Genomic DNA, 15,464 nt, shown 5'->3' on the forward strand with positions numbered 1-15,464 from the left:
AACGCAAGGGGGCTGGTAATGAAACTACGGGCGGGTATGCGCTGGGCGCTTGGGGCGATGTTGGCCACGGCGGCGACATCGGCGGCGGTCGCGCAGAACAAGGTCGTCAACGTCTACAACTGGGCCGAATACACGGCTCCGGACACGATTCCCGGTTTTGAAAAGGAAACCGGCATCAAGGTCCGCTATGACGTCTACGACAGCAACGACACCCTGCAGGCCAAGCTGTTGGCCGGCAAATCGGGCTATGACGTCGTTGTCCCGTCCACGCATTACGCCTCGCGCCAGATCGAAGCCGGTTTGTTCCAGAAGCTGGACAAGTCCAAGATTCCGAACTGGAAGTACCTGGATCCCGAAGTGATGGCGCTGGTCGCGTCCGTCGATCCCGGCAACGAATACGCCATTCCGTGGGGCTACGGCACCAATGGTCTGGGCTACAACGTCACCAAGGTCAAGCAGATCATGGGCGACGGCGTCGACCTGGCCAGCTGGGACATGATCTTCAAGCCCGAGAACGCGGCCAAGCTGAAGGAATGCGGCATTTCCATGCTGGACGAGGCCGCGCAGGTGTTTCCTGCCGTGCTGAAGTATCTGGGCAAGGATCCCAACAGCACCGACGCGGACGACTACAAGGCCGCGCTGGAAGTGTTGATGAAGATCCGTCCGTATATCCGCCAGTTCAGCTCGTCGGGCTATATCGACGAGTTGGCCGTGGGCGACCTGTGCATGGTCTACGGCTTCTCCGGCGACGTCATGATCGCCCGCAAGCGCGCCCAGGAAGCCAAGAAGTCCTACGAAGTGAACTACTTCATTCCGAAGGGCGGCGCGCCGGCGTGGTTCGACCTGATGGTCATCCCGAAGGACGCTCCGCATCCCGAAGAAGCGCTGGCGTTCATCAACTACATCGAAACGCCGAAGGTGCACGCCGCCATCACCAACACCATGTTTTATCCGAACGCCAATAAAGAGGCGCGGCAGTACGTGGTGAAGGACGTGGCCGAGAACCCCATGATTTACCCGCCGGCAGAGGTCTCCAAGACCTTGTACGTGATCAAGGCGCTGCCCTTGAACATCCAACGCTTGCAAAACCGGATGTGGTCCGAGCTGAAGTCTGGAAGATAGTCATCATGAGCGAAAGCCGTTACTCGGCGCAGCATTCGGTGGATCCGGACGAGTTCGTCCGGATCTCCGATGTCGTCAAGATCTTCGGCGATGTGGTCGCCGTCCGTTCCGTCAATCTGTCGGTCAAGCGCAACGAGATCTTCGCCCTGCTGGGCAGCTCGGGCAGCGGCAAGTCCACGCTGCTGCGCATGCTGGCGGGGTTCGAAGAGGCCACGTCGGGCCAGATCCTGCTGGACGGCGAGGACATCACCCACGTGCCGCCGTACCGGCGGCCCGTGAACATGATGTTCCAGTCCTATGCGCTGTTTCCGCACATGACGGTCGAGGCCAACGTGGCCTTCGGCCTGAAGCAGGAGGGCGTGGACCGCGCCGAAATCCATGACCGCGTGTTCGAAGCGCTGGACCTGGTGCAGATGGCCGGCTATTCGCGCCGCAAGCCCAGCCAGCTGTCGGGCGGCCAGCAGCAGCGCGTCGCCCTGGCGCGCAGCCTGGTCAAACGCCCCAAGCTGCTGCTGCTGGATGAGCCCATGTCCGCGCTGGACAAGCAGATTCGCCAGAAAACGCAGATCGAGCTCGTGAAGATCCTGGAGCAGGTCGGCGTGACCTGCATCATGGTCACCCACGACCAGGAAGAGGCCATGACCATGGCGCACCGGCTGGCTGTCATGACCGAAGGCCAGATCGTCCAGTGCGGTTCGCCCCAGGACGTCTACGCCTTCCCGAATTCCCGCTTCGTTGCCAGTTTCATCGGTTCCACCAATATGTTCACCGGCACCATCGTGGTCGATGAGCCGGATCACGTCGCCATCGAATGCGCCGAGCTGACCCGTCCGCTCTTCGTGAACCACGGCGTGAGCGAGCCGCTGGGCATGGAGGTGCACGTCTCCATCCGTCCCGAACGGCTGGTGGTGTCGCGCGAACAGCCCGAGGGCGAGTACAACTGGGCGCATGGCATGGTCAGCCATATGGCCTGGATGGGCAGCTACGCGCTCTATCAAATCCGGCTCGATTCGGGCAAGACGGTTGAGGCCAGCGTGCCCAGCCAGCTGCTCGCCCAGATGGACGCGCCCGGCATCGACGAGGAAATCTTCGTCAGCTGGGACGCCGACAGCGCGACGGTACTGGCGTCATGATCCGCATTTCGCCCCGCGACTGGTTGCCGTCGGGCCGCGCGCTGGCGGTGGTGCCGCCATTCGCCTGGCTGGTGCTGTTCCTGCTGGTTCCGTTCCTGCTGGTCTTCAAGATCAGCTTCGCCGAACTCAAGTTCGGCATCCCGCCGTATACCTCGCTGGCGGAGTTCAAGGACGAAGCGGTGCAGTTCAGCCTGCACCTGCGTGGCTACATCCTGCTGTTCACGGACAGCCTGTATTTCGCCACCTACCTGAATTCGGTGAAGATCGCCGCCGTCACCACGCTGTGCTGCGTGCTGATCGGCTATCCCATCGCGTACTACATCGCGCGCTCGTCGCCTTCGGTGCGCAACCTGCTGCTGCTGGGCGTGATCCTGCCGTTCTGGACTTCGCTGCTGCTGCGCGTGTATGCGTGGGTGGGCATCCTGCGCAACGACGGCCTGCTCAACAACCTGCTGCAGGCCCTGGGCATCATTTCCAGTCCGCTGGAGATCTACCGCACCGACGTCGCCGTCTATATCGGCATGGTCTATGCCTACCTGCCGTTTTTCATCCTGCCCCTGTATGCCACGCTGGTGAAGATGGACCTGCGCCTGCTGGAAGCGGCATACGACCTGGGCGCCAAGCCCTGGCAGGCCTTCTGGCGGATCACCGTGCCGTTGTCGCGGCAGGGCGTGATCGCGGGCGCCATGCTGGTGTTCATCCCGGCCGTGGGCGAATACGTGATCCCGGAAATGCTGGGCGGCGCCAATACGCTCATGATGGGCCGCGTCATGTGGAACGAGTTCTTCAATAACGCGGACTGGCCCATGGCGTCGGCGGTGACTTGCGTGATGGTGCTGCTGTTGCTCCTGCCGCTGGTGTACTTCCAGTACAACCAGGTCAGGCAGCAGGAGCAAGCAGGCGGAGGCCGCAAATGAACGGGCCCAACAATATTTTGCGCGGCATCGTGCTGGGGCTGGGGTACTTTTTCCTGTACGTGCCCATCATCAGCCTGATGGTGTTCTCGTTCAACGAATCGCCCACCGTCACGTCCTGGACCGGGCTGTCGTTCCGCTGGTATCACTCGCTCTTTAACGACGACGCGCTGCTGCGCGCGGCCTGGCTGTCGTTCCGCATTGCCGCGATGACCGCGACGGCCGCGGTCATCATCGGCACCTGGGCGGGGTACGTGCTGGGGCGCATGGGCCGCTTCCGCGGCTTCGCGCTGTACGTGGGCATGCTCAGCGCGCCCCTGGTCATCCCCGAGGTGGTGCTGGGCATTTCGCTGCTGCTGATGTTCGTGGAACTGCGCGGCAGCCTGGGCTGGCCCGCCGAAAACGGCATCTTCACGATCTGGGTGGGCCACGTGACCCTCTGCATGGCCTTCGTGGCGGTCATCATCCAGACGCGCATCCGCGACCTGGACCGCTCGCTGGAAGAGGCCGCCCTGGACCTGGGCGCCACGCCCATCACCGTGTTCTTCAAGATCACGCTGCCGCTCATCGCCCCGGCGCTGGCCTCGGCCTGGCTGCTGTCTTTCACGTTGTCGCTGGACGACGTCGTTCTGGCGTCGTTCCTGTCCGGCCCCAGTTCCAGCACGCTGCCGATGGAGGTTTTCTCGCGGGTGCGGCTGGGCCTGAAACCCGAGATCAACGCGCTGGCCACCCTGTTCATCCTGGCGGTGGGCACGTGCGTGATCCTGGCCAACCGCATGCAATGGCGCAAGGAGTCCGAACCCAAATGAAGCAAACCACCCTGTATGGCCTGAGCAAGTGCAGCACCTGCGTCAAGGCCCGCGACTGGCTGGCCGAACATGGCGTCGACCACGCCTTCGTGGACTACCGCGACAATCCAGTTCCCGCCGCTACTCTGAAATCCTGGTCGGAAGCGGTCGGCGGATGGGAAAAGCTCGTCAACCGGGCGTCCATGACCTGGCGCAACCTGCCGGACGCGCGCAAGACGGCGCACACCGATGCCCAGTGGACCGCGCTGATCGCGGAATACCCGGCGCTCGTGCGCCGCCCGGTCACGGTGACACTCGATGGCGAGGTAAGCGTTGGCTTCAGCGAAAAACGCTACGGCGAACGCTTCGCCTGAGGCGCCGGGGGGCGCCGGCCGCGCGCTGCCCGACACGTTCTTCGACCGCGACGCGGCCCAGCTGGCGCGCGAACTGCTGGGCAAGGTCATCCGGCATCGCGTCGGCCGCCTGTGGCTGTCGGCCCGCATCATCGAGACCGAGGCCTACTACCTGGAAGAGAGGGGCAGCCACGCGTCGCTCGGATACACCCACAAGCGCCGCGCGCTGTTCATGGACGGCGGCACCGTCTACATGTACTACGCCCGCGGCGGGGATTCGTTGAATTTCAGCGCGGGCGGCCCCGGCAATGCCGTGTTGATCAAATCCGGCTACCCCTGGACGGATGCGCTGTCGGGCCCGGCATCGCTGGCCCGCATGCAGGAATTGAATCCCGACGCGCAAGGGCGGCCCAGGCCGCCCGCCAGCCTGTGCGCGGGCCAGACGCTGCTGTGCCGGGCGCTCGGCCTGAAAGTGCCGGACTGGGACGCGCGCCGCTTCGACCCCCGCACCCTCTACGTGGAGAACGTCGGCGAAGCTCCGCCCGCGCTGATCTGCACCACGCGCCTGGGCATTCCGCTGGGCCGGGACGAGCACCTGAGCTATCGCTTCGTGGATCCGGCCTACGCCGCCTTCTGCACGCGCAATCCGCTGCGGCGCGGGCAGCGCGCCGGGCATGACTACGTCTGGGTGGACCGGCAGGGCATCGTGCTGCCCGAAGCGCCCGAGGCCGGCGCGCGCTAGGCGGCCGGCAGGCTGAAGCGCTGGGCCAGCGACGCCCGCATCCTTGCGTACTTGCGCTCGATGCGCCGGCGATTCAGGCGCTTGCTCCAGGCATACAGCGGAATGAGCGGCAGCACTCCGAAGCCGTCGATCAGGTACAGGCCCTGCTTGCCGTCGGCATTGAGCCCACAGGCGACATTGCTGGCGGAAATGTCGTGCAGGACGACATGCGCATCGGCCAGGTCATCGAAGAACTCGTCGAGCTGTTCGCTCAGCGCCGCGTCGAACTTGCCCTGCCGCGCCAGGTCGGCGACGGTGGGGGCGATATTGCCCGCCTCGTCGCAGATCTTCTCGACCACCAGCCCCAGGCCCAGCGTGGTTTGCGCCAGGCCCAGGATGCGCGCCATGGGCACCTGCCATACGCCGGAAGGCCGGGTAGTAGTGGTGACGTACTCGGAGATTTCGTTCAGATAGACCCGGTACGCGCTCTCGCGCTGGTACTGCTTGTACCAGCGCTTGAAGGGGCGCGCTTCCAGGTAGACGGCGCGAGCCTGCATGTCCATGACCTTGACGAGCAGGGACGGCATGTGGGGATGCTGGAAAATGTGCCGGTCGCCGCCGATGGCAAGCGGCACCTCGGCATCCAGGTTCAATGGGCCGAAAACGGCCTGGAATGATGCAGCGGGGATGCAGGGGAAAGAGTCTGCGGGATTCAAGGGCGGCGGAACCTGGTTGGACATATCAGAGTTTAATCCTTTGTTCCAGGTAACTAGTCCGATAATGCAGGCTCCAGGCGGGGGGACGCAGCAGACGTGGTCCGGGTCCTACAATCCTGGCTTTGGAGATGCATCTTTTGAACGACATTCATCTGCTTTGGGTCGCCGCGGGCGGCGCGGTGCTGGCATTTCTGGCGGCCTTGCTGGCCTGGCTGCGCCCCCCCGCGCCGGACTCCCGGCTCGATGCGCTGCTGGAAAGCCTGGAACGGACCGAGCGCGCGCTGCGGTCCGATATTGCGGAAGGGCAGCGCGGCCTGCGCACCGAATTCGCGGAATCCACACGCGCCTTGCGGGCGGAGCTGTCGCAATCGCATGGGGACCTGCGCGCCGGCCTTTCTCGCGACGCGCAGGCCGCCCGCGCCGAGTCGGCGGAATCGCTGGCGCGCTTCGCCTCGGGCTTCTCGGAGCAACTGCAGGGCCTTATCCAGATCAATGAGCGGCGCTTGATGGAAGTGCGCGCCACCGTGGATCAGCGCCTGCAATCGTTGCAAACCGACAACAGCGCCAAGCTGGACGAAATGCGGCGCACGGTGGACGAGAAACTCCACGCCACGCTGGAACAGCGCCTGGGAGAGTCCTTCAAGCTGGTGTCGGACCGCCTCGAGGCCGTGCACAAGGGGCTGGGCGAAATGCAGGCGCTGGCGGCCGGCGTCGGCGATCTGAAACGCGTGCTGACCAACGTGAAGTCGCGCGGCACCTGGGGCGAAGTGCAACTGGCCCGCCTGATCGAAGACAACATGACCCCGGACCAGTACGCCAGCAACGTCAAACCGGTGCCGGGCAGCGACGCGGTGGTGGAATTCGCCATCCGCCTGCCCGGGCGCGGCGACGGCGCCGGCCCGGTCTGGCTGCCCATCGACGCCAAGTTCCCCAAGGAGGAATACGAACGTCTCATGGACGCCCAGGAGGCGGCGGACGCGGAGGGCGTCAAGAGCGCGGGGGCCGCGCTGGGCCGGGCCGTCGAGCTGCAGGCGCGCGCGATCGCGGCCAAATACGTCGCGCCGCCGCATACCACCGACTTCGCCATCATGTTCCTGCCCACCGAAAGCCTGTATGCCGAAGTGCTGCGCCGTCCGGGCCTGCTGGACAAGCTGCACGACCTGCGCGTCAACGTGGCGGGCCCGAGCAACCTCGCTGCGCTGCTGAACAGCCTGCAGATGGGGTTCCGCACCTTGGCGATCGAGCAGCGTTCATCAGAGGTCTGGCAGGTACTGCGCGCGGTCAAGACGGAATTCGGCAAGTTCGGCGACGCGCTAGCCAGCGTCAAGAAGACGCTGGACACCGCAAGCAACAAGATCGGCCAGACCGAGGTGCGCACGCGCGCCATGCTCCGGAACCTGAAGGACGTGGAGGCGCTGCCCGAGGCCGATGCGCGGCTGCTGCTGGGCGAGGCCGCCGAGGATCCCGACGACGCGGACGCGCCGCCCGCCGGCGCGAACTGATCCGCACGGAACAACGGAGCAGGGGGCTCGCTCCTCTGCCCGAGCTTGTTGCCCGGTCCGACTGCCGATATCCTGGCGTTTGCGGCAATTCGCCGTCGATACCCTGGAGCATCGCAAGCATGAGCACCGCTGAACGCCATGATTCCTCTACCCTCGACGCGACGGCGCTGGGCGCCGACATCGCCCAAGGGGCCACGACGGCGCTTGCTGCAATGCAGCAAGCGGTGGACAGGGTGGCGGCCCGCAATCCGGCGATCAATGCGGCTTGCGGCATGCAAGGGGAACTCGGCCTGCGCCTGGCGCAAGCGCTGGACGAAACGCTGGCGGCGCTGTCGCCGGAACAACGGCTGGCGCAATTGCGCGACCGCCCGTTCCTGGGCGTGCCCACGCTGCTCAAGGACCTGGGCACCGCCGCGCTGGGCCTGCCCAGCGCCATGGGGTCGGTGCTTTATGGCCAGGTTGAATGGGACGTCGACGCCGAGATCGTCAAGCGGTACCGCCGCGCCGGCCTGATTCCGTTTGGCCGCACGACCAGCGCGGAACTGGGGCTGAGCCCCACCACCGAATCGCCCGTCTACGGCCCGGCCACGCAGAATCCTTGGAAGGCCGGGCACAGCGCGGGCGGTTCCAGCGGCGGCGCCGGGGCGGCGCTGGCCAGCGGCATGGTGCGCATCGCCCACGGCAGCGACGGCGGCGGATCGATCCGCATTCCGTCGTCGTGTTGCGGCGTGCTCGGCCTGAAGCCGTCGCGCGGCCTGATGCCGCTGGGGCCGCTCAAGGGAGAGGGCTGGGGCGGCCTGGCCACCGAACACATGATGACTCTGTCGGTGCGCGATTGCGCGGCCTCGCTGGATATCAGCGCCGGCGCCGATGTGGGCGCGCCGTATGCGGCGCCTGCCTTGCCGGCCGAATCGTATCGCGGGGTCGTGGCGCGCGTGGCGGCCGATCCGCAATCGGCCGCGCGCCGCCGCATCGCGTTCGTCAATACGACCTACGAAGGCGAGGCCATCCATCCGGAGGTGGCGGCCACCGTGGACGAGGCCGCCCGGTTCTTTGCGTCGCTCGGCCACGAACTCGTGCCGGCCGCGCCGCCCGTGGGATCCGAGGAAGTGCTGTCGCCCATGCTACCGCTGATCGCCAGCGCGGCGGCCAACGCCATCGACTCCTTCGTGGGCGCGCGCGGCCGCCGTCTTGCTGCCGACGAACTGCAGCCCACCACGCTGGGCGCGCGCGAATATGCGCGCGCGATTTCCGGCGCGCAGTACGTGGCCTGCGTGGACGCCTGCCATGAGATCACGCGCCGCGTCGGCCGCTTCTTGGCGCGCGACGGCGCGCAGGGGCACGACCTGTTCCTGAGCCCGGTGCTGGCGCTGCCGCCCGCGGCCATCGGCCGCTATGCCATGGACAACGCCGACTATCTGGCCTACCGTCTGGGCAAGAAGGGCGTCATCGGTTATTCGCCCTTCGCGCCGCTGGCCAACCTGACCGGCATGCCCGCGATCTCCATTCCTTTCGGCATGTCGTCAGACGGCCTGCCCATCGGTATCCAGCTGATGGGGCCGCTGGGCAGCGAAGCCCTGCTGCTGGAACTGGCCGCCCAGGTCGAGACCTTGCGGCCCTGGCTCCTGGTGGCGCCCATGGCCCGCTAAGGCCGGGAGGGCGAAGCGCCGCGCCGGCCGGCGGCGCATCTGCGGATGGATTCAGGGAGTTGCCATGTCATCGTTTGCGACGCACACCGTATTCAATCAGGTCCCGCCCCTGGAAGACTATTCCCTGTACGACACCGATCCGGCGCTGCGCGCCGCGGTGAGCCGGGAAGGCGCGCTGGCCTGGACGGGCGAGCTGGCCGCGCATGGCGCCTGGCTGGGCCGCGCGCAGACGCTGGAGGCCGGCGCGCAGGTCAACCGCAGCCTGCCGCAACTGCTCAGCTACGACCGCAGCGGCCATCGCATCGACCATATCGACTTTCATCCGTCCTGGAACCTGCTCATGGGCGGCATCATCGCGCGCGGCCTGCACAGCCGCGCCTGGGCGCAGCCCGAGCCGGGCGCGCAGGTGGCGCGCGCGGCGGCTTACGTGATGCAGGGCCAGGTCGAGGCCGGCACGCTGTGCCCCACGACCATGACTTTCGCGGCGGTGCCCCTGCTGCAGCGCGAGCCGTCCGGCGCCGTGGATTTTGGCGGCCTGTGGCTGACGGCGCTGTATTCGCGCGAATTCGATGGGGCCGATGCGCCGATGTCCGCCAAACGCGGCGCCCTGATCGGCATGGGGCTGACCGAAAAGCAGGGGGGCTCCGACCTGCGCGCCGTGAGCACGCGGGCCGTGCCGCTGGAGGCGGCGGGCCGCGGCAATCCCTACCTGCTCGTGGGGCACAAATGGTTTCTCTCGGTGCCGCAGGCGGACGCGCACCTGGTGCTGGCGCAGACGGACGAAGGGCTCAGCTGCTTCTTCGTGCCGCGCTGGATACCGGACGGGCCGCGCAACGCCGTCCGCCTGCGGCGGCTGAAGGACAAGCTCGGCAACTGCAGCAATGCCAGCGCGGAAGTCGAATTCGAGGACGCCTGGGGCGTCCTGATGGGCGAACCGGGCCGAGGCCTCGCGGTGCTGCTGGAAATGGCGGCGACCACCCGGCTGGACTGCGTGCTGGGCAGCGCGGCGCTGCTGCGGCAGGCGCTGGTCCAGGCGGCGCATCATGCGCGGCATCGGCATGCCTTCGGAAAGACCCTGCTCGAACAGCCGCTGATGCGCAACGTGCTGGCCGACCTGGCCCTGGAAAGCGAGGCCGCGATGGCGCTGGGGCTGCGGCTGGCGCGCGCCGTGGACGAGCGCGCGGATGCGCAGGCCCGCGCCCTGGTCCGCGTGGGCACGCCCGCGGCCAAGCTCTGGGTGTGCAAGCGCGCGGTGGCCGCGGTGGGCGAGTGCATGGAGGTCTGGGGCGGCAACGGCTACGTGGAAGAGGGGCCGATGCCCCGGCTGTACCGTGAAACGCCGGTCAACTCCATCTGGGAAGGATCGGGCAACGTGATGGCGCTGGACGTGCTGCGGGCCCTGCAACGCGAGCCCGAGGCCCTGCCCGCGCTGGAGCGCGAATTCGCTTCGGCGAAGGGCCAGAACCGGGACTTCGACGACGCGCTGGCGCGTTGGCACGCCCTGCTGGCCGATGGGGCGCAGGCCGAGCTCCAGGCGCGGCGCATCGCCGGCGGGCTGGCGCGGCTGTGGCAGGCCGCCTTGCTGATCCAGTACGCGCCGCAGGCCGTCGGGCAGGCGTTCGCCGCCAGCCGCCTGCGCGAAGGGGGCGGCATCTTCGGCGAACTGGCCGCGGGGACGGATACCCAGGCGATCCTGGCGCGTGCCTGGCCTGCCGCTGCATGCTAAATTTCCCGGCTCGACAAACCATTCCGCATCATTCCCGCCATGCTCTCCCAGCAAGAACTCAAGCAGCAAGCCGCCGACGCGGCCCTGGAATTCGTTGAACAGGTCGCCGGCCCCGACGTCATTATCGGCGTGGGCACGGGCTCTACGGCCGACCTGTTCATCGACGGCCTCGCCCGTTTCAAGGGCCGCATCGGAGGCACGGTCGCCAGTTCGGAGCGCAGCGCCGCCCGGCTCGCCGGCCACGGCCTGAAAGTGCTGGACCTGAACGACGTCGCCGCCATGCCGGTCTACGTGGACGGGGCGGACGAGATCGACGCCAACCTGCACATGATCAAGGGCGGAGGCGGCGCGCTGACGCGCGAGAAGATCGTGGCCTCGGTGGCCGAACGTTTCATTTGCATCGCCGATGAATCCAAGCTGGTGCAGACCATGGGCAAGTTCCCGCTGCCGGTCGAAGTCATTCCGATGGCCCGCGAATCGGTGGCGCGCGCGATGGCGGCGCTTGGCGGCCAGCCCCGGCTGCGCGAGGGTTTCGTCACCGATAACGGCAACATCATCCTGGACGTTTCGGGCCTTTCCATCACGGACGCCCCGGGCCTCGAAGCCCGCGTGAACAACCTGCCGGGCGTAGTGACCTGCGGCCTGTTCGCGATCGCAGGCGCCGACGTGGCCCTGCTGGCCACGCAGAACGGCATCCGCCGCCTGGACCGCCAGGGCTGAAGCGGATTCCCCGCGCGGTGCATCGCTTCCTGCCGCCTTGCGGGCGGCAGGGGCCCGATTCATAATCCTGTCACACTTGGGTCATAACCTTGCGGGTTGTGCAGGCCCATCTCGTAACACTCTTTAATTTCGGGGCAATGCAATGAGATCAACCACGCAGGGAGCCCGGATGTCGGAGCACACAAACAAACAGTTCGACGCGGATCTGGAAAGCGTCCGTTCGCAGTTCTTGCAGATGGGCGGCTTGGTGGAAGCCATGATCCAGGAGGCCATCGACGCGTTGGCCAGCGGGGATCTGTCGCTGGTTGATAAGGTCCGCGAGCGCGAAAAGGAAGTCAACCGCCACGAAGTCGAGATCGACGAGAGCATCAGCCGGATCCTGGCGCGGCACCAGCCCACCGCCATCGACCTGCGCATGTTGATGGCCGTATCCAAGATGCTGACCGACATGGAGCGTTCCGGCGACGAAGCCGAGAAGGTCGCCACCGTCGCGCGCCGCATCCACGAGGCCGAACTGCGCCACATCCCGGTGATCGAACTGCGCCACATGGCCGACAGCGTGCGCACCATGCTGCACCAGGCGCTGGACGCCTTCGCCCGCCTCGACCCCATCCTGGCCGCCGCCGTCGTGCGCAGCGACAAGGAAGTGGACAAGGAATGGAAGGGCGCGCTGCGCCATCTCATCACCTACATGATCGAAGATCCGCGCACCATTTCGCGCGCCATCGACATGATCTTCATCGCCCGCGCGCTCGAGCGCATCGGCGACCACGCCAAGAACATGTCCGAACGCGTGATCTATATGGTCAAGGGCGCCGACGTGCGCCATACCGGCGTGAAGAACACCGAACGCCTGGCGCGAGGCGAGACGGACTCGGACGAGCCGCAACAGGAGCAGTAGTTTTTGGCGGTGGGTGTCTGACACTCGGGTGGGCCGGCTTCAGCTTGGCGGCTTGCTCGTAGGGGTGTCAGCCCCCCCCGCAAGCCACCGGCCTCTCCACCTCACCCCTCGGCCAACACCACCGCCTCCAGCCTGGGATCCGGCACGCCAGACTTGCCGCCGGCGATCCGGCCGGCCAGCCGCCGTCCAAAGGCCGGCATGCCCGGGACGGACAGCTCCACGTCGTACCAGCCTTCGCGCCCTGCGTATTCCACGTCCACAGCGCCGCCGGCCGGTACCTGCGTCGCGGTGCACCAGCCATCCCCCATGCGCGACGCCAGCTCCACGGACTGCACGGCGCGGCCATTGTTGACCAGGCGCAGCCGCACGCCGGCGGCGGCCGGCGCCAGATGTGTCTCCAGGCATCCGGCGTCGCAGGCGTCGCCGCGGAAGTGCCGGTGGAAGCCATCGGGGCCCAGCAGCCACAAGTCATAGGCGCCATCCTCGTTCAGGCGCCAGCCGTCGTCCAGGCGATCGCCGGCGCCCACCGTGTAGCGGCGTGGCGCACGTTCCAGCGCAAGCCGATCGTACACATGCAGTACCGCGCCCGCCTCGCCGGGATTGCGCAGCGTCAGCCGGTAGTGCCGGCCGTCCGCGGCCATTGCGCCTTGGGCTTCGAACGCATACGGAAGCGGGCAGGCGCGGCGCTTGCCGTCTTCCGCCTGCGGTCCGCGATCCCCGGCGAAGTCGAAAGCGGAGGTCAGGTCCCCAGCCACCGTGCGCCGCCACGCGCTGATATTGGGTTCGGCCACGCCGAAGCGGGCTTCCAGGAAGCGGATCACGGAGGTGTGGTCGAACACTTGCGAGTTGACCCAGCCGCCGCGGCTCCAGGGCGAGATCACCAGCATCGGCACGCGCGGCCCCAGGCCGAATCCGCGGCCGTGCAGGGCGGGAGGATCGTCCGGAGTGGAGGCGCTGGGGCCTTGCCGCGCGTCGTGGTACTCGCCGTCCAGTTCGACGGTGGACAGGCCGCCGGGGGCGCCATCCGCCGTGCGGGCGGGCGGCGCGGGCGGCGGCATGTGGTCGAAGAAGCAGTCGTTTTCGTCGTAGGTGACGAAAAATACGCAGCGGCTCCAGATGTCGGGGTTGCGCGTCAGGATGTCCAGCACGCGCTCGGTATAGGCGCCGCCCTGGCGCGGCGACGAAACCTCCGGGTGCTCGGAGTCGGCGGTGGGCGCGATGATCCACGACACTTGCGGCAGCGTGCCCTCAGCGACGTCGCGGGCCAGGTCGTCCAGCGTGCGCGTGGTCAGGCCGCGATCGCGCAAGGGGGCGCTGGCGCCGCCGTCCGCGTGCTGGCGGCGGTATTGCTTGAAGCCGGCCAGCGGGTTGTCGTGGTAGTTGTCCGCCATGTCCTGGTAGATGCGCCAGTCCACGCCCGCGTCCTGCAGGCGTTCGGGATACGTGGTCCAGGCGTAGCCTTCGGCGGCCGGGCCCAGGCGGTCGAAGGTGTTGACCAGCGCCGGGCCGCCCGCCTGCCCCGAGGGGTCGTTGGTTCCGGTCCAGAGGAACAGCCGGTTCGGGTTGGTACCGGCATGTATCGAGCAGTGGTAGGCGTCGCACAGCGTGAAGGCGTTGGCCAGCGCCGCCTGGAACGGAATGTCCGCGCCGTCGTAGGCGCCCATGCCGAGCCGGCTCTTGGCGGGCAGCCACTGGTCCATGCGCCCATCGTTCCAGGCGCGCTGGGCGTCGTCCCAGGTGTGGGGCGTGATGTACCCCACCGGCGTGCCACTCGGGTACTCCGTGCGCAGGGCGTAGGGCCGCACCCGCGCCGCGCCGTCCGCCTGCGTCAACACGTCGCCCGCGGCCGTGGGCGCGGGCAGCGGATCCGCGAAGCCTCGCACCCCGGGCAGCGTGCCGAAATAATGATCGAAGGAGCGGTTCTCCTGCATCAGGATCACCACGTGGCGCACGTCCTGCAGCGTGCCGGTCTGGCGGTCCGGAGCGATGGAGCGGGCGCGCGCGATGGCGTCCGGCTGCCTGGGGGGGAAGGGCGGGCTCGATGCGTTGGTCATGACGGCTTTACGGTTGGCCGGGCCCGTTGCGGCCGGCGATAGGAGAATCTTAAGGCTTTACTGGGGCAGGGTCGCCAGCAGGCGCTGAGGCAAGGAGTAATTGTCGATGTGCTTGCGGAACGACGCAATGAACAGATCCTCGGCCGCGCTGCGATGGGCGTCGCCGTGCCAGAGAAGATGGAGGTCGGCGGCGCACACACCCTCGCCGGGCGGCAGGCGCCATAACCTGCCTTCCGCGAGATCCGCTTGCACGCTGTGCTCCGGCAGGCACCCTATGCCGAAACCCGCCACCAGCAGCCGCTTGACCTCGTCGTGCTGCGACGAGGTGGCGACGATCCTGCCCGAAAAGCCGCGCTGATCGCGGAAGATCGTCAATGGCGACAGGCTGTCTCCCAGCGCATCGCTGGCGAAAGAGACGAAGTCCTCTCCGAGCAGATCTTCCATGCGGATGTCGGGGCGGCCGAACAAGCCGTGGTTCCTGCCGCAGAACAAGGCGTAGCGCTGTTGCAGGAACAGCTTGTGGTCCAGGCGCTTCGGAATCTGCCGGCACAGCGCGATGCCCGCCGTAGCGCCCCGTTGCTGCACGACGCTGACGATCTCGCTGCTGGGCAGCACGTCCAGCTGTACCTCGATGCGAGGATGGGCGCGATGAAAGCCCGCCCAGAAGTCGTCGTAGACCGCCGAATGGATGCGGCTGGCGACGAGCACATGGATGCGTCCCACCGTCTGCTCTTCGGCTTGCGCCACGTCGTTGACGAGCTGGGACACGCTCCCGTGGATGGCCTCGGCGGCCTGGCGCACCTCTTCGCCGGCCTGCGTGACCGCGAATCGGGCGTGATGCCGCTCGATCAGCCTGCGGTCGAGTTGCTGCTCCAGGCGGCGCAGTGCCTGGCTGACCGCGGACTGGGTGATATGCAGTTTGATAGCAGCCCCACTAATGCTGCGCTCCTGGACAATCACCAGAAAGGTGCGCAGCAGGTTCCAGTCCAGGCGATCGATCTTGCGGGCCGTTGCCACGGGAGAAAGCGGATCTTCATTCATAACGCATTGATAGTTAAGAAATATGCGACAGGCCCGGCGTCCGGCCGAAGGGGCGGGCGTCTCCCTCATCGACATTAATTTTACTTAACTTGATGATTAGAAAACAGAAATTGACCGTATGTCG

The 15,464-nt window shown here is 67.0% G+C and carries 14 protein-coding genes; 11 read left to right on the plus strand and 3 right to left on the minus strand.

All coding sequences use genetic code 11. The features are described 5' to 3' along the window. Positions 1–18: 18 nt before the first annotated feature. From AGI3411_RS25525 to AGI3411_RS25550, 6 genes are read left to right on the plus strand one after another with little or no spacing between them, the layout of a single operon-like run. On the plus strand, positions 19–1,122 hold the full coding sequence (locus AGI3411_RS25525; RefSeq protein ID WP_129530113.1) for a polyamine ABC transporter substrate-binding protein: 1,104 nt from the start codon (positions 19–21) through the stop codon (positions 1,120–1,122). 5 nt (positions 1,123–1,127) lie between these two features. Beyond that, positions 1,128–2,255, plus strand: a complete 1,128-nt coding sequence (locus tag AGI3411_RS25530) for an ABC transporter ATP-binding protein (protein WP_129530114.1) — start codon at positions 1,128–1,130, stop codon at positions 2,253–2,255. Further along, complete coding sequence (locus AGI3411_RS25535; RefSeq protein WP_129530115.1) at positions 2,252–3,172, plus strand: ABC transporter permease subunit; 921 nt, start codon at positions 2,252–2,254, stop codon at positions 3,170–3,172. Before AGI3411_RS25530 ends, AGI3411_RS25535 begins: the two co-directional genes overlap by 4 nt. Then, complete coding sequence (locus AGI3411_RS25540) at positions 3,169–3,978, plus strand: ABC transporter permease subunit (protein WP_129530116.1); 810 nt, start codon at positions 3,169–3,171, stop codon at positions 3,976–3,978. The genes AGI3411_RS25535 and AGI3411_RS25540 overlap by 4 nt, the downstream gene beginning before the upstream one ends. Then, the gene (locus AGI3411_RS25545; RefSeq protein ID WP_129530117.1) at positions 3,975–4,331 is read left to right on the plus strand and encodes an arsenate reductase; all 357 of its coding nucleotides are present in this window, start codon (positions 3,975–3,977) and stop codon (positions 4,329–4,331) included. The genes AGI3411_RS25540 and AGI3411_RS25545 overlap by 4 nt, the downstream gene beginning before the upstream one ends. A gap of 25 nt (positions 4,332–4,356) precedes the next feature. Further along, entirely contained in the window at positions 4,357–5,052 is a 696-nt protein-coding gene (locus tag AGI3411_RS25550) for a DNA-3-methyladenine glycosylase (RefSeq protein ID WP_165359274.1), read from the plus strand. Here AGI3411_RS25550 and AGI3411_RS25555 read toward each other — a convergent pair. Continuing rightward, positions 5,049–5,771: a PhoP regulatory network YrbL family protein gene (locus AGI3411_RS25555; protein WP_129530119.1), complete on the minus strand. Its 723-nt coding sequence runs from the start codon at positions 5,769–5,771 to the stop codon at positions 5,049–5,051. The two genes, AGI3411_RS25550 and AGI3411_RS25555, sit on opposite strands and share 4 nt — an antisense overlap. Positions 5,772–5,875: 104 nt before the next feature. Here AGI3411_RS25555 and AGI3411_RS25560 point away from each other — a divergent pair, with 104 nt between their 5' ends. The 5 genes from AGI3411_RS25560 to phoU all read left to right on the plus strand — a co-directional run bounded on the left by AGI3411_RS25560 (position 5,876) and on the right by phoU (position 12,245). Continuing rightward, positions 5,876–7,249 carry a DNA recombination protein RmuC gene (locus AGI3411_RS25560; protein WP_129530120.1) on the plus strand — a complete coding sequence of 458 codons (1,374 nt, stop codon included), beginning with the start codon at positions 5,876–5,878 and terminating at the stop codon, positions 7,247–7,249. A gap of 119 nt (positions 7,250–7,368) precedes the next feature. Continuing rightward, on the plus strand, positions 7,369–8,898 hold the full coding sequence (locus AGI3411_RS25565) for an amidase (protein WP_129530121.1): 1,530 nt from the start codon (positions 7,369–7,371) through the stop codon (positions 8,896–8,898). A 64-nt stretch (positions 8,899–8,962) separates the two neighbouring features. After that, a complete protein-coding gene (locus AGI3411_RS25570; RefSeq protein ID WP_129530122.1) occupies positions 8,963–10,624 on the plus strand; it encodes an isovaleryl-CoA dehydrogenase in 1,662 nt (553 codons plus the stop codon). A 39-nt stretch (positions 10,625–10,663) separates the two neighbouring features. Then, a complete protein-coding gene (rpiA, locus tag AGI3411_RS25575) occupies positions 10,664–11,344 on the plus strand; it encodes a ribose-5-phosphate isomerase RpiA (protein WP_129530123.1) in 681 nt (226 codons plus the stop codon). Between the two features lie 169 nt (positions 11,345–11,513). After that, positions 11,514–12,245, plus strand: a complete 732-nt coding sequence (phoU, locus tag AGI3411_RS25580; protein ID WP_165359273.1) for a phosphate signaling complex protein PhoU — start codon at positions 11,514–11,516, stop codon at positions 12,243–12,245. 101 nt (positions 12,246–12,346) lie between these two features. Here the strand turns inward: phoU and AGI3411_RS25585 are convergent, their stop codons facing one another. Both AGI3411_RS25585 and AGI3411_RS25590 read right to left on the minus strand, forming a co-directional pair. Continuing rightward, a complete protein-coding gene (locus AGI3411_RS25585) occupies positions 12,347–14,299 on the minus strand; it encodes a phosphocholine-specific phospholipase C (RefSeq protein ID WP_129530125.1) in 1,953 nt (650 codons plus the stop codon). Positions 14,300–14,356: 57 nt separating this feature from the next. After that, a complete protein-coding gene (locus AGI3411_RS25590; protein ID WP_129530126.1) occupies positions 14,357–15,340 on the minus strand; it encodes a LysR family transcriptional regulator in 984 nt (327 codons plus the stop codon). Between the last annotated feature and the right edge of the window lie 124 nt (positions 15,341–15,464).

The organism is Achromobacter agilis (genome assembly GCF_900496965.1).
Lineage (GTDB): Bacteria > Pseudomonadota > Gammaproteobacteria > Burkholderiales > Burkholderiaceae_B > Achromobacter > Achromobacter agilis.